Below are 14,974 nucleotides of genomic sequence, written 5' to 3' on the forward strand. Positions count from 1 at the left end.
CTTCTTCATTCCATTTCTAATGATTCGGTGTTCGTCTGTTGACGTTTTGCACCGAAATAATAAATAACAAACGATAAAACAATGCCAATTAGCGGTTGGTTAGGCAATTGAGGGGCATTGGGAAAGAAACTCATAATCACCGGAATGCCCCCCACTGCAGCACCAATTAGCCATGAAAAAACACCTAATTTATTCACGCCAGGCGTTGGCTGCCATTTGGTTCGATCGCCTTTGTTAATCAACCAATAGGCAGCAATCATTACACCAGCCACTGGTGGAACCATCGCAGAAAGGACGGACATAATCGGCGTAAAGTAATTTAAAATCCCCACAACTGCTAATAAGGTCCCAATGGCGCCGGCCGCACCGACAGCGACTTTTTCTTTTTCTTTTGGAATATCAAAGACATTAATCAAGGCCAGTCCGCCAGAAAAAGCATTCACGGCATTCGTGGTCCAAGTTGCTAAAATTAGCGCAATAATTCCTAAAACTGGAAAACCGAGATTCATAAAAACTTCCGTGATATCTGCGGTGTTCGAAGCAATGGTCAAGACCGCACCAACGCCAATCATCAACAAGCCTGTCGGTAAAATCCCTAAGGTGGCCGCTTTAACCACATCTTTACGAGAAGAAACATATTGAGAGTAATCTCCAGCAATTACTGCACCTAATGCAAAAGAACCGACAGTCATTGAAAGACCTGACATAAAGCTTCCTGCTGTTTGAGGGGTATATTGACTAACAGCTTCCCAACCGTTGTTTCTTAACGAAGCCACCAAGCCATAAAGACAAACCAGAACTAACACAGGAACCGCAAAATAATTCAGAATTTTCAATATTTTTATGCCATAAAGAGCCGAAATAAGCATGATAACTCCCCAGATTAAGGAAGAAAGCGACACAGGTAAATCAATGCCGTAAATTTTTAAAAAGTTTGTGAAGGCGCCACCGCTGACATTGGCTTGCAAACCAAACCAACCTAAGCAAGCAATCGCTAGAATAATGGAAATAATCTTTTGCGAACCTTGAATGCCAAACACTTGAGAAGCGACTTTGACAGAAGGTTCTTGTAAGTCGGAACTTTGAATTCCTTGTAAAATCATTAAAATAACAATAATACCGTAACCAATAAATCCTGTTAACAAAGCTTCCCATAAAGGCATACCTGCAACTAACGTTCCTCCAATAATTAATCCTGGCACGCTAATCATTGCGCCCGCCCAAACAAATGCTAAGCTAAGCCACGATTGTTGTTGCTCGTTTTTTAATTTCATTCTCATTCCTCCTTAATTATTTTTTCAATTATAACGAAAAATCAGTCATAGGTCTTTTTCAAATTGAAAAAAATATCAAGGAAGTTTTGGCTTAAAATAAAAAGCAGACAAGAGCCTGGGACAAAAATCACTTTGGATTTTTGTCCCAGGCTTAAAAATTGATAAACGGCGGAAACAGAAGCAACTCCTTCGGAAATAAGCCGAAATTCTCCAAAAATTAAAGAACAATTTTCGGAAATTCCTTCTTATTCCTCGGAGTTAAACACTTCTGCCCCGACCTCTGTCTGCTTTTTTCATTCATTCGTGACCAAGCGATATAAGATCATCGCCAAATAGACTTCATAGGCTTCGGCGGCGTTGGTCATATCATAGCCGAGCGCTTCATTAATTTTACTGATACGATATTTGACCGTATTTTTATGAACAAATAGGCGTTCTCCGCATTCTTTAAAATCACTACTTGCATCTAGTAAAAACGTCCCTAATGTCATTAACTGTTCTGATTCTTTTAAGAGAGGTTGGATAACTGCTAAGCGTTGTTGGATTGCTTCTTCTCCTGCTTGGAGACACGTCATCATTTGTTGAACTGTACGAATTTCCGCGATTGATAACACTTTTCTTTGTGGATAGACACGCTTTAAAAACGGCGCGACTTGATTAGCAGTTTGGTAGCTGACACGCACTTCAGTCGTGTTACGAACTTTCGGACAAAGGATGATTTCACCTAAATAGTCCTGATAGTCTGTGGCTTGCAAGTATTCTTTACTAATCGTGGCTTCAGGCTGTTTGTGTAAATAATTACCTAAGAGAACAATCAGGTAATTTTCTGTTTGCTGGACAATCGTTGTTTGGTAATAGTAACATAGGAAATCTTTCAAATCTTGCTGAATAGCGTGGATTTCTTGTCCTTGTTGCCAAATAGGCAAAAGCCACATCGTTTCGACAGAAGAAATATCAATCATTAATTTTTTGGCTAATTGGTACATCTTATCACTTTCATCGTTAATGATTGCTTGGACTAAGGCATACTCACTGACTTCGTCATAGTTTTTCCCCCATAAATTCAGAGCCATCTGAACGACTTCCACCGCTTGATTCATCTCAAAAGAGGTTAACTGCTCTTCTTCTCGAATGAAGTAAAGCTTCAATGTTTGTCCATCTTTCTGAGGAAGTTTTTGCGAGGTAATGAAGTAGGTCGTTTCTCCCAACGCTACTTTCTCTTGTGATTGATAAAGTAACTTGGTTAAGGGTAATTTCGTGCTTCGCGGCCAATTGATGGTACTGATGATTTCATTGGTATAGGTGGTTAACGCAATATTGACTTTTAAAAAATCGGATAGGATTTTCAAGGTCATTTCCACACTGCGGTTTTGTTCAGGCAAAAGGGAAACTTTTTCCAAGAGGTCCGTTGCAAAAGAAGTCATTTTATTTTTATTGACTAACAATTTCATGACTTCATAAATGACTTCGTTATAGCGTAATGTGGGATCGTTTTTAGGCATTTGGATTAAAATAAAACCTAAAGAATCCGCTAATTGAATCACTTCCTCTGCAACTTTCGGTACGATAATCCCGACGTAGTACAAGATTAGGCCTACCTCGCCTAATTCATGTAGATGCCGAATCGTTTCGCATTGCTTCACCACATCATGACGAATGGCACAAAATGAACCAATCAAAATTTCACCAGCATGGTATTCATTTGTTTTGTGAAGTTTTTCCGAAAACAAAGACATATCAGAGACTTCTAAAAAAGAAAGAGAAGCAACAGATGTGTCCAATTGGTTTTTACCAGAAAGTACCGTTGCTTCTCGCAAAGACGGTAATTTTAATAAATCATTCACACGGACACTCATATTTACTCCTCCTTTTGGCTGGTTTATTTTTTCTTACGAATCATATCGCCGACTGCAACAGGTTGCGTCACTTCCATTGTTAATAACATCATGGGATTAGGTGCCCGATCGATCGCTTCACCGTCTTCATTATACATCTCTTTGACGGTTTGGTGGAAATGGGTAAACCCGGGACCATAAAATTCAATTTCATCGCCGACACTGAAAAGGTTCCGTTGACGAATTGTCGCGACTTGCGTCTTTTCGTTGTACGCAATCACTTCGCCAACAAATTTATATTGTGGAATTTTACGACGTTCGCCGAATAATTGTTCATTTTCACTTGGTGTATTGTAATAAAAACCAGTTGCTAACTCACGTTGTGCTACTTTCCATAATTCATCAATCCACTCTTGTTGGCAGACATAGTTTTCAGGATCTTCCATGTAAGAATCGACGGCTTTTTTATACACATTAGCGACTGTCGAAACATAGTGAATGGATTTCATACGGCCTTCAATTTTAAAACTATCGACACCATTTTCAATTAACTCTGGAATATGTTCAATCATAGACATATCTACGGCGCTCATTGAAAACTCTTCTTCAACTTCCCCTTCACTGGTTTTGCTCCGACGTTCTGTCCCAAAAGGCATATCAAATAACTCGTATTTCCAACGACAAGATTGAGAGCAACCGCCACGATTGGCATCCCGCATCGACATATGGTTGGATAAAGTACAACGACCTGAATAAGAAATACACATTGCTCCATGAATAAAGGCTTCAATTTCAATGTCCGTATTTTCACGAATCGCTGCAACTTCCTCCATTGAAACTTCGCGCGCTAAAACCACACGTTCTAAGCCTTCATTTTTCCAAAATTCTAATGTTTCATAGTTGGTTGCTGAAGCTTGTGTCGATAAATGGATGGGTAAACCTGGTGCTTCTGTCGCACAAATTTCGATTAAAGCTGGATCGGAAACAATCACAGCTGAAATTCCGATGTCTCGCAATTCTCTGAAAAACGCTCCTGCCCCTTCCTGGTTTCCTTCATGAGTGACCATATTGGCAGCAACATAAACTTTCGCATTATGTTCGCGGGCAAAGGCTACGCCTTCCGCCATTTCTTCTGGCGTGAAATTTCCTGCGCGGCTACGCAGACCGTAGGCATTCCCTCCGATATAAACGGCATCGGCACCGTAACGAATTGCGACTTTTAGTTTTTCTAGCGTCCCGGCTGGAGCCAACACCTCGGGACGCTTCAATGTTCGTTCTGTCATTACTTTCATGTTCTTCTTCCCCTTAAATGAATCAATTTATTTTATTGCGTCGGCACTTAAATCAAAGAAACCATTGTCTAAGCCACGACCTGTTGGATGTAATTTTTCAATTTCAGCTGTTGCATGAGCTGCTTGATCTTCTGACCAAGTTCCCGCTTCAAGTGCTGCTTTCGCTTCAGCAAATAAGCGAGCAATCGCGACAAAATTTTCACCTGGCGTGTAAAGGCCATCGAGCTTCCATGTGCGATAGTGATGGTCATACAAGTTTGTTAACTCATTCATCAAGTTCACATCGTTATTGGCAAAAATATGCGTACCATGACTATCTTCATAAATGGAATAGTGGGTTTCTGGTTTTTTGGGTTCAGAAATAAACAGCCCTTCGTCTTTCGTAACCCCTTTGTCGTTCTTTGTGTAATTGTAGTAATTTTGAATTAATGGGCGTTTCGATTGATGAATACACGTCGCCCCATAGACAAGAATTTCAGCTGGAACTGCTAAGTTTTCTTCCATTGCTACCATTTCTTCAAAAGGTACTTCCCGAGCTAGAACAGCTCCGATGGCTCCTCGTTTACTCCAAAAATTGATTTGACGTGAGCTCGTTACTAAGGTTTCACCATCATAAACGTAAGGAATTTCTAATCCATCTCGTTGCATAATAAACACAATACCTGGATCACCCAAAGTAATTTTATCGACGTTGATTTCTTTTAAAAATGTCAGATACTCTGGGACTAATTTCATTTTTTCAGGGTGCATAATGCCATTTACTGCAACTAGCACTTGTTTGCCCATTTCATGTGCACGTTTCACAATCTCGCGTTGTTCATCTCGTGTAAAAGATACGGGCAAACGCAACCCGAATGTTTCTTCTCCAATATATAATGTATCCACACCTGTTGCGAGTAATTCTACAGCCTGCTCAACAGATTCTGCAGTTGCAATCAGTTCAATCATAAATATAGCCTCCTTCTTTATGACCGTTTAATAGTATCATACGTTCACAAACTTTAAAAGAGCTTATCTGTATTAAACGTACATTTTTCACAATGTTTCCGAAAAAAATTTTGGTAGAGAAGCACCATCCGCTTACCTACCAAATGTTCTTTTTTAATTACTGATCATCTGTTCTTTGGTCACTCATTCAAGTGGTATTTTCGTTCATAAAACGTTACTACAACGGTGAATAACCACGCTGCCGCTAAGCCTAACAAGCTGCCTAAAACAATCCCCAAAAAGCGGAATTGAATCAACGTTATCACGTACTGCTGACGAACGAGCAATGACAGCATCAGAGCCATAGGCGTTGTGAAAAATTGCGCCAATCCATAATTACGACGAATAAAATACTCAACGGTCACAAATAAGATTGTAATCACGACAATCGATTCAAAAGTTGTCAAAGCTAAATTAAGCAGAAAAGCGGAAATAACCAATCCAATCGTTGTGCCAAAAATTCGCTGAATATTTCGCTGCTTAATCGCACGTAAATTGTCTCCTTGTAAAATGGATGCACAGGAAACGACTAACCAATACGGATTCTGTAAATGTAAACTTTCGCTGATATATACAGCAAAAAATAAGACAAAGCTATAATATATGCTATCTAATGGCGCTTCTGGATGCCGATAAATTCGTTCCCGTAATGATCGCTTAGCTAGCGGGGCACTGATTTCCTTCTCTGTAAAATGCAACACTAGTGCAAACAAAATGGAAAAGCCAATGCCTAATAACATACAGCCACTCATGAACGGAATTTTTGCTAACGGAATGCTCGTACTGGCACCCATCGCTGTCACCATCACACCAAAGAAGGCCCCTGGTTTTGAAATATCGTAGACTTCAAAGAAAAAGCGGCCACCAAAACCGACCAGTGCAACAACAATGGGAATGAGCCATGCAATATGGGTCGATAACATGCCTAACAAATTTCCTAAAAAAAGGTAACTACCGACCACAGATAAACGAGTCATTAACTGTTTTAATGGTAGCGGCTGATAATATAAAAAAGTAAAAATACCTAACGAGCCAAAGCTTGAAATCAATAATTGATGATTGATATAGCCCAAAAAAAGAATGCTGAACATAACCAAGCCAGCAAACACTAGTCGAAAAGGATTATCCTTTGGACGTTGATAATGTAGTAATTCTCGAAAAAAAGATTGTTCCATTCCATCACCCCTCCTTATTAACGTAGCACAGAAAAATCAATCTGGCAATTCTCAAAAAGAAATCGCCACTGGAAAAATAGAAAAAGGAGCGTGGGACAAAAATCACTTTGGATTTTTGTCCCACGCTCAAAAACTGATAAACGGCGGGAACAGAAGCAACCCCTTCGGAAATAAGCCGAAATTCTCCAAAAATTAAAGAACAATTTTCGGAAATTCCTTCTTATTTCTCGGAGTTAAACACTTCTGTCCCGACCTCCTTTGCATCTCATCTATACAGTTTGTAATTCTTTCGCTTCTGTCTTTGGTGCTTTTGGTGCCCGCACATTTAACGTAATTTTGCCTTTGCTAGCACCTAAGGTTACTTTATCCCCTAACTGAATTTGACCGGAAAGAAGGGCTTCACTTAAACGATCTTCCACTTCTTTTTGTAAGGCCCGACGAATTGGACGTGCGCCATATTCTGGATCAAACCCAACTTTACCAATAACTTCAATTGCAGCTGGTGTGATTTTCACTTTAACCTCTTGTTCGGCCATCCGTTTCACGACAGATTGACTCATAATTTTTACGATTTCATGAATTTCCTCTTGTTTCAAGGAATGGAAGACAACCGTTTCGTCAATTCGGTTTAAGAACTCTGGACGGAAAGCTTTTTTCAATTCTTCCATGATTCGTTTTTGCATTAATTCATGATTTTTAGAAATGTCTTTCACATTGAAGCCGACATGTTTTTCTTCACGAATCGCTGTTGCCCCTAAGTTGGAGGTCATGATTAAAATCGTGTTACGGAAATCGACTTTTCGTCCTTTGGCATCCGTTAAATGGCCATCATCTAAGACTTGTAATAAAATATTAAAGACATCTGGATGGGCTTTTTCTACTTCATCTAGCAAAATAACGGAATAAGGACGTTGACGAATTTTTTCAGTTAGTTGGCCGCCTTCTTCGTAGCCGACATAACCTGGAGGAGAACCGATTAAACGGCTAGTACTGTATTTTTCCATAAACTCAGACATATCCACGCGAATCAACGCTTCTTCGCTGCCAAACATCGCTTCGGCTAAGGCTTTGGCAAGTTCTGTTTTCCCAACCCCTGTTGGTCCTAAGAACATGAAGGAACCAATCGGTCTTGCTGGGTCTTTCAAGCCACTACGCGCACGACGGATAGCGCGTGAAACAGCTTCAACTGCTTCATTTTGGCCAACGACCCGTTGATGTAAAATGGTTTCTAATTCCATCAATCGTTCGCTTTCTTTCTTCTCTAGCTGCTGCAAAGGAACGCCTGTCCATTGTGAAACAACCCCAGCCACGTCTTCTTCTGTTACTTGCGTACTGTAACCAGACAGACTTTTTTCTTTCACTGCAATCAATTCTTCTAGTTTTTCCATCACTTGTTTTTCTTTTTGACGAATCCGAGCGGCACTTTCAAATGATTGGTTTTGAATGGCCTCTTCTTTTTCCGTAATTAAATGAGAAATTTCGGTACGCAATTCATTAATTTCTGAAGGTTGATCTGCCTTATCTAAACGAACTTTTGCTGCAGATTCGTCCATTAAATCAATTGCTTTATCTGGTAATTGGCGGTCATTTAAATAGCGAATCGATAATTGAACCGCCGCATGTAGAGCTTCATCTGTAATTTCTACGCCATGATGTTTTTCATAGCGTGAACGCAAGCCTTTTAGAATTTCTTCTGCTTCTTCTGGCGTTGGTTCTGCTACTTGAATACGGGCAAAACGACGTTCCAAAGCGGCATCTTTTTCAATATATTTTTGGTATTCATCCAGAGTTGTCGCACCAATTGTTTGCAACTCACCACGTGCTAAAGCAGGTTTTAAAATATTTGAAGCATCGATCGCCCCTTCTGCACCGCCAGCACCGATCAAGGTATGCAATTCGTCGATAAATAAAATGACTTGTCCATCTTGATAGATTTCATCGACAACTTTTTTCAAGCGATCTTCGAACTCACCTCGATATTTGGTTCCAGCAACCAAGGCACCCATGTCTAGCATCATTAAACGTTTGCCTTGCATATCTTCAGGGACTTCCCGGTTGACAATTTTCTGGGCTAAGCCTTCTGCTATCGCTGTTTTCCCAACGCCTGGTTCACCGACTAGGACAGGATTGTTTTTGGTACGGCGACTCAAAATTTGAATCAAGCGACGGACTTCGGTCCCGCGACCAACTACTGGATCCAAGCTTTGTTCTCGTGCTAACTTGGTTAAATCCCTCGCTAAAGAATCCAATGTTGGCGTCCCTTGTGGCGCATTTTTATTTTGACCATTCCGACGACGTTGTGCACCATTGGGTTCGGAAACGCCCATTTTTTTCAATAATAATTGACGCATTTTGGATAGACTTAATCCTAAATTCACTAAAATTCTAGACGCTAAAATTTCTTCGTCTCTTAACAAGCCTAATAATAAATGCTCGGTACCAATCTTTTGAGCCCCTAAGCGCTTCGCTTCATCTCCCGCATAGGCAAAGATTTGTTTGGCTCTTGGTGAATAAGGTAAGTATAAGTTGTTATTCCCCATTGGACTTTGCATGGTGCCATAGCCACTTAAATGCTCAATTTCTTCACGGATGTCTTCTGTGTCAGTATTCAATTGTCGTAATGTTTTTCCGGCAATCCCATTCGGTTCTAAAACGAGTGCTAATAATAAATGCTCAGAACCGACGGATTGATGACGAAAATACTTCGCTTCTTCTTGGGCAATCGCCAGTACGGCTTTCGCACTTTCTGTAAATAGTTCATCCATAGTTATTCCTCCTCATAGCTCAAGCGCTCTAAAAATGAACGCATTATTTGAGCTCTTAGAAAATCTTCGTGATTCCCCAGGCCATTCAATGTGCTTTTACTTAAAGCAGCTAGCATTAAATTGCCTTCCTTTTTCGTAATCACTTCTTCTTCATACAATGTTTGAATAAATGTTAGCGCATCTTTTTCTGTTAAGGTTGCGCCAATCAATTGATCCATTTGTTTTAGTAATTGATCGTTATCTGAAATTTGTACTTTGACAATGCGAATATAGCCGCCTCCACCACGTTTACTTTCAACTGCGTAGCCTCGTTGGATGGTAAAACGTGTATTAATTACATAGTTAATTTGTGAAGGAACGCAATTAAATAAATTAGCCATTTCCGCCCGACGGATTTCAATTTTATTACTTTCTTCTAAAATCTTTTTTAAATAAGCCTCGATTAAATCTGACGTATTTTGATTACTCATAGTCTTCCATCCTTCTTCTCTCTTGACTAATATTGACCATTATTATATCGAACTTTGCCTATTAAATAAAGAGGAACGCTTTGACTTTAATAAAAAAATGCAAAACAGGAGGAGCAACCTCAGTCAAACTGACTTAAGTTCCCCTCCTAAAATTGAAAATATGTTATTGAATCACAGAGGCTGAGACAAAAGTGTTTAGCTCCAAGAACCAAGTAGGTACTGTTCAACATCTATTTGCTTTGCAAATAGTGTTTCTCAGCAATAAGAAGGAATTTCCGAAAATTGTCATAAAACACAACGAGGTACGAGTTGATGTTGCATGATACCTACCTGGTGTTCTTTAATTTTTGGAGAATTTCGGCTTATTTCCGAAGGAGTTGCTTTTGTTCAGCTGATTATCTTAATGTCTCACAAAAACGATTCTTCGCCGTAGGCTTGATCCAAGGCTTGTTGAATATCTTCGATAATAGATGTTGGCTCTTCCAAACCAACGTACATGCGAATGTGCGCTGGCGACAAGCCTCTTTTCTGAACAGCCGCCAAGTTATTGCCTTTGAATACAGGCAAGGCCAAACTTTCAAAACCACCCCAACTGACCCCAATTGTGACCAACGTCAATGCATTCACAAATGTTTTCAAACGTTCAAAATCGGTATCTTTTAAATCAATCGCAAACAATGAGCCATAACCTGTTAAATATTTTTCTGCTAACGCTTGTTGTTGTTGATTTCCTACAAAAGGATGATATAAGCGACTGATTCGCGGATCTTTTTGCAAAGCCGACAGTACCGTTTGGATGGCTTGAGACTGATGCGCCAACCGAACAGGCATGGTACGAATACCACGTAACGCTAACCAAGAATTGAAGGGACTATTGACTGCGCCTAATGCTTGATGACCATGTTCAAAAATTTGATCTACAAGCGCTACTTTGCCAATGACAGCCCCTGCTACAATATCCGAATGACCACCAATATATTTGGAACAAGAATGAATCACCAGGTCCACATTATGGCATAAAGGATGCTGAAATAACGGTGACGCCCACGTATTATCAATGACAGTGTATGCGCCGATTTTTTGTGCTAACGCAGTTATTTTTTCTAAATCTAGCAGTTCAAACTTTTGTGAGGACGGACTTTCAAAGTAAATGACTTTGGTGTTTTCCTGAACAAATTGAAAAAGTTCTTCTGTTTCTGTAACGTCTACTTTGGTCAAGGATACGCCAAATTTCTCTAAATATTGCACAAACGAAACAGATTCTCCATAAATTGTATTGACCATTAAAACATGATCACCTTGTTGGAGCAACGTAAACAGCGTTGCCGAAATAGCGCCCATTCCTGAGGCAAAAACTTTACATTTTTCTCCACGTTCCAAACGAGCAATTTTTTTCTCTAAAATTTCTGTTGTGGGGTTGGTGCCACGTGTGTAAACATAATTATTTTTTTCATCTATACTCGCTGCCATAAATTCTTCGTAAGTTGGAAAATAAAAGGAAGAGGTTTGAACCAACTCGGGCACCATCGGATGATACATTTTTTCCATTCCTTTTTCCACTTCACAGCAAATATTTTCATCATTCTCAACATGCATTTCCTTCACTCCTCTTTCTCTACAATGTTTCTGGTACTTCATGGGCTTCTTCTTTTTGATATTGTCGATCTAAGGCTTTTACAAATGGATAATAAATAACGACACTAGCCGCAACAGCTAAAACTTGCGTCACTGCACCTTGCCATTTTCCCACTAAAAAACCCGAAAACAGAAAGGGCGTAGCCCATGGTGCTTGAATGTTTGTAAACATTGGCATGAACCCAATTTTCATTGACAGAAAGGCAATCAAGACAGATACAATCGGCGCGACCGCAATCGGAATCAATAATAAAGGGTTAAAAATAACTGGGAGTCCAAAAATCAAGGGTTCATTAATATTGAAAAATGCTGGAACAAACGAAATTTTCGACATGGCTTTCATTCTAGACGAATGTCCGACGATGGCCATTGCAATAGCCAAGCCAATCGTACAACCAGCGCCTCCAATTGTAGCAAATTGATCGAGCATTTGGACCGTGCCAAAGTTGCCATTTTGAGCAGTTAATTGTCCTAATTCCGCTAAGCTTTGGTTTTTGTCTGCATTCGCATATAAAATAGGATATAGCATGGAATTGATGACAGTTGGATGAATCCCAAACCACCAGAACAATCCATTTAAGCCAGCCACAATAATAATTGCAAAAGGGGTTCCGATTAAACCTTGCAGTGGCGCTTGAATCACCGCATAAATTAATTGCGGGAAGGAATCCGCAAACGAAAGCCCAATCCCATTAATCAATAAAGCCACCGCTACCACAAAAATCCCAGGAATCAATGCACTAAAAGCTTGGCTCACCATAGAAGGCACGCTGTCAGGCATTTTGATGACTAATTTTTTCTTAATACAGAAACGAGTCAACTCAACCGAAAGAATTGACATAATAATGGCCGTAATCACCCCTTGCGTTCCTAACCAATCAAACGATAAAACTTTCGTCACAACTTCGCCTGATTCAGTAGTCACCGTTTTCGGTAAAACGACTACGTAAGCAACAATTCCTAAAATTAATGAAGTTAAACGGTCCATTTCGTAACTTTCCGCCAATTTATAGGACATCGTCCCAGCAAAAATAATTCCCATCATATTGAAAGTTGCTCGATAAGCTGGTGAAATCATATCCGCCCAACCTGCACCGAAAATTCCAGCCATAAAATCGCCATACCCTGCTACTGGAAAATCTGTAATCAACATAAAAATCGACCCAATAATTGTTAACGGCATAATTGCAAAAAAACCATTTCTTAAGGCTTGAAAATAACGTAAACTTGTAATCCTTGAAACTTTAGGCACTACGGTTTGCTCCACCCAGTTTGTTAACTTATCCATTTCACTTCTCTCCTTAATCCTTTGTGATATCCTCATCATAAAGAAACCGATTTCTGATGTAAATACGACTAACTGATTCTGTAACTATGTTTCATAATTCATACGCTTAAGGTATACTGAAAGCGAAACAAAGTACCACAGAGAGGTGAACCCATTGAATCTAATCGAATGTTTAGAACAAAAAGAACGCTATACATATAACGAAGGGCTAATTATTGATTTTATTTTATCTCATACTGAACGAGTCCTGCATATGTCGATTTATGAACTAGCAGAAGCCACCAACTCTTCAACTTCCACGATTGTTCGTTTGTGTAAAAAAACAGAAACTAGCGGTTTCAAAGAATTTAAAATCCGCTTGTCCCGCGACTTAGAAATTCACTACCAAGCAATCCGGAATGTTGATGCGAATATGCCTTTTTTAGCGCAAGATTCTGATTTACTAATTGCCAAGAAAATTGCGCAGTTAACGACTGAAACTGTTCAATCCACTCAACAGTTATTAACCGAGGCCATGTTAAATAAAAGCATTGATTTACTTTTAACCGCTGAAAATATTTTAGCTGTGGGTGTCAGTAACTCCTACATTCGCTTAACGGATTTTCAAACAAAGTTATTACGCATTCAGCTATTTATCCATTTAATCCCTTATCAAGCTGAACAATTTTATTTAGCCATCAATGCCACCAAAAATGACGTAGCCATCCTCGTCTCTTACAGTGGTAACACTGCAGAAATCGTTAATGAAGCACGGATTTTTGCAGAAGGAGGCACCCCGATTATTGCCATTACTTCAGACTTGAACAGCCAATTAGCTAAATACGCTACAGTGATTTTGCCCATTCCTAACGTTGAACATGCAGATTTCAAAGTCTCGACTTTTTCCTCTCAACTAGCCATCGAATATATTCTCAATGTCCTTTATTCCTGTATTTTTAGTCGCAATTTCGATAAGAATTACACATCACAAAAAAATACACCTACTTCGATACTTAAATTTTAAACAAAACAAAAAAACAGTACTGATGATCAGTACTGTTTTTCACAATCGGGAAGACAGGATTCGAACCTGCGACCCCTTGGTCCCAAACCAAGTGCTCTACCAAGCTGAGCTACTTCCCGGGCTATGAAGTTAAAGTAATAAAAAAAGACTATCGAATTAAAAAGAAACTCACGTGCACCTTTTTAAAACTTAGTCAATCACTCAACTATGCACCCAAAGGGAGTCGAACCCCTAACCTTTTGATTCGTAGTCAAACACTCTATCCAGTTGAGCTATGGGTGCTAAATATAAAACAATGCCGAGGACCGGAATCGAACCGGTACGGTGATCACTCACCGCAGGATTTTAAGTCCTGTGCGTCTGCCAGTTCCGCCACCCCGGCGTAATGAATTGGCTAAGCGGAAAACGGGGTTCGAACCCGCGACCCCCACCTTGGCAAGGTGGTGCTCTACCACTGAGCTATTTCCGCAAAATGGTGCCGGCTAAAGGACTTGAACCCTCGACCCTCTGATTACAAATCAGATGCTCTACCAACTGAGCTAAGCCGGCTAAATATGCGGGTGAAGGGACTTGAACCCCCACGCCTTGCGGCGCTAGATCCTAAATCTAGTGCGTCTGCCAATTCCGCCACACCCGCAAATGAAATATGAATATGAGCCGTACAGGGCTCGAACCTGTGACCCTCTGATTAAAAGTCAGATGCTCTACCAACTGAGCTAACGGCTCAAAAAATGGAGGTTAACGGGATCGAACCGCTGACCCCCTGCTTGTAAGGCAGGTGCTCTCCCAGCTGAGCTAAACCTCCAAAAACAACAATTCGCGTGGCGACGTCCTACTCTCACAAAGGGAAACCCTTCACTACAATCGGCGCTAAGAAGCTTAACTTCTGTGTTCGGCATGGGAACAGGTGTATCCTTCTCGCTATCGCCACCACACTGGGTGTTGTTTCTTATTGAGTTGAATCTTCATTCACTCAAAACTGGATTGAAGTTTGAATCAAAATAACCAAGTTGCTTTTACTTATCCATTCTTTGGTTAAGTCCTCGACCGATTAGTATTGGTCCGCTCCAACTATCACTAGCCTTCCACTTCCAACCTATCTACCTGATCATCTCTCAGGGGTCTTACTTTCTTAAAGAAATGGGAAATCTCATCTTGAGGTGGGCTTCACACTTAGATGCTTTCAGCGTTTATCCCTTCCCTACATAGCTACCCAGCAATGCCCTTGGCAGAACAACTGGTACACCAGC

Annotated in this window: 10 protein-coding genes, 8 tRNA genes and 2 rRNA genes (1 of these 20 only partly in view); 1 reads left to right on the plus strand and 19 read right to left on the minus strand. The window is 40.2% G+C overall.

Annotation, left to right across the window (positions count from 1 at the left end):
- Positions 1-5 precede the first annotated feature (5 nt).
- From IGJ52_RS13180 to IGJ52_RS13220, 9 genes are all read right to left on the minus strand, one after another.
- Positions 6-1,280, minus strand: a complete 1,275-nt coding sequence (locus IGJ52_RS13180) for a cytosine permease (protein ID WP_002358943.1) — start codon at positions 1,278-1,280, stop codon at positions 6-8.
- Positions 1,281-1,567: 287 nt separating this feature from the next.
- Positions 1,568-3,130: a PucR family transcriptional regulator gene (locus IGJ52_RS13185; RefSeq protein WP_438792170.1), complete on the minus strand. Its 1,563-nt coding sequence runs from the start codon at positions 3,128-3,130 to the stop codon at positions 1,568-1,570.
- Between the two features lie 23 nt (positions 3,131-3,153).
- Entirely contained in the window at positions 3,154-4,401 is a 1,248-nt protein-coding gene (locus IGJ52_RS13190; RefSeq protein ID WP_002368523.1) for a peptidase U32 family protein, read from the minus strand.
- A 27-nt stretch (positions 4,402-4,428) separates the two neighbouring features.
- Complete coding sequence (locus IGJ52_RS13195) at positions 4,429-5,349, minus strand: peptidase U32 family protein (protein ID WP_002354722.1); 921 nt, start codon at positions 5,347-5,349, stop codon at positions 4,429-4,431.
- A gap of 179 nt (positions 5,350-5,528) precedes the next feature.
- Entirely contained in the window at positions 5,529-6,563 is a 1,035-nt protein-coding gene (locus IGJ52_RS13200) for an FUSC family protein (protein ID WP_002354721.1), read from the minus strand.
- A 269-nt stretch (positions 6,564-6,832) separates the two neighbouring features.
- Positions 6,833-9,328 carry an ATP-dependent Clp protease ATP-binding subunit gene (locus IGJ52_RS13205; protein ID WP_002419939.1) on the minus strand — a complete coding sequence of 832 codons (2,496 nt, stop codon included), beginning with the start codon at positions 9,326-9,328 and terminating at the stop codon, positions 6,833-6,835.
- A 2-nt stretch (positions 9,329-9,330) separates the two neighbouring features.
- Positions 9,331-9,798, minus strand: coding sequence for a CtsR family transcriptional regulator (locus tag IGJ52_RS13210; RefSeq protein WP_002354715.1), 468 nt, complete (start codon positions 9,796-9,798; stop codon positions 9,331-9,333).
- Between the two features lie 408 nt (positions 9,799-10,206).
- Positions 10,207-11,436, minus strand: coding sequence for an aminotransferase class I/II-fold pyridoxal phosphate-dependent enzyme (locus IGJ52_RS13215; protein ID WP_271852700.1), 1,230 nt, complete (start codon positions 11,434-11,436; stop codon positions 10,207-10,209).
- Positions 11,414-12,721 carry a PTS sugar transporter subunit IIC gene (locus IGJ52_RS13220; protein ID WP_010774028.1) on the minus strand — a complete coding sequence of 436 codons (1,308 nt, stop codon included), beginning with the start codon at positions 12,719-12,721 and terminating at the stop codon, positions 11,414-11,416. Before IGJ52_RS13220 ends, IGJ52_RS13215 begins: the two co-directional genes overlap by 23 nt.
- 145 nt (positions 12,722-12,866) lie before the next feature.
- Between IGJ52_RS13220 and IGJ52_RS13225 the strand changes: the two genes are divergently transcribed.
- Positions 12,867-13,724: a MurR/RpiR family transcriptional regulator gene (locus tag IGJ52_RS13225; RefSeq protein ID WP_002354705.1), complete on the plus strand. Its 858-nt coding sequence runs from the start codon at positions 12,867-12,869 to the stop codon at positions 13,722-13,724.
- A 45-nt stretch (positions 13,725-13,769) separates the two neighbouring features.
- On the opposite strand, the gene IGJ52_RS13230 is transcribed toward IGJ52_RS13225, so the two are convergent.
- The 10 genes from IGJ52_RS13230 to IGJ52_RS13275 form a co-directional block, all read right to left on the minus strand.
- A tRNA-Pro gene (locus tag IGJ52_RS13230) sits at positions 13,770-13,843 on the minus strand.
- 89 nt (positions 13,844-13,932) lie between these two features.
- Positions 13,933-14,006, minus strand: a tRNA-Arg gene (locus tag IGJ52_RS13235).
- A gap of 14 nt (positions 14,007-14,020) precedes the next feature.
- Positions 14,021-14,106, minus strand: a tRNA-Leu gene (locus IGJ52_RS13240).
- Between the two features lie 15 nt (positions 14,107-14,121).
- Positions 14,122-14,193, minus strand: a tRNA-Gly gene (locus IGJ52_RS13245).
- 4 nt (positions 14,194-14,197) lie between these two features.
- Positions 14,198-14,273, minus strand: a tRNA-Thr gene (locus tag IGJ52_RS13250).
- 6 nt (positions 14,274-14,279) lie between these two features.
- Positions 14,280-14,361, minus strand: a tRNA-Leu gene (locus IGJ52_RS13255).
- A gap of 16 nt (positions 14,362-14,377) precedes the next feature.
- A tRNA-Lys gene (locus tag IGJ52_RS13260) sits at positions 14,378-14,450 on the minus strand.
- A gap of 6 nt (positions 14,451-14,456) precedes the next feature.
- A tRNA-Val gene (locus IGJ52_RS13265) sits at positions 14,457-14,529 on the minus strand.
- A gap of 14 nt (positions 14,530-14,543) precedes the next feature.
- A 5S ribosomal RNA gene (gene rrf / locus IGJ52_RS13270) occupies positions 14,544-14,659 on the minus strand.
- Between the two features lie 96 nt (positions 14,660-14,755).
- Positions 14,756-14,974: ribosomal RNA gene (locus IGJ52_RS13275) — 23S ribosomal RNA — on the minus strand; it runs 2,694 nt beyond the window's last position.

This window comes from Enterococcus sp. DIV1758 (genome assembly GCF_051711985.1).
GTDB classification, from domain to species: Bacteria; Bacillota; Bacilli; order Lactobacillales; family Enterococcaceae; genus Enterococcus; species Enterococcus faecalis.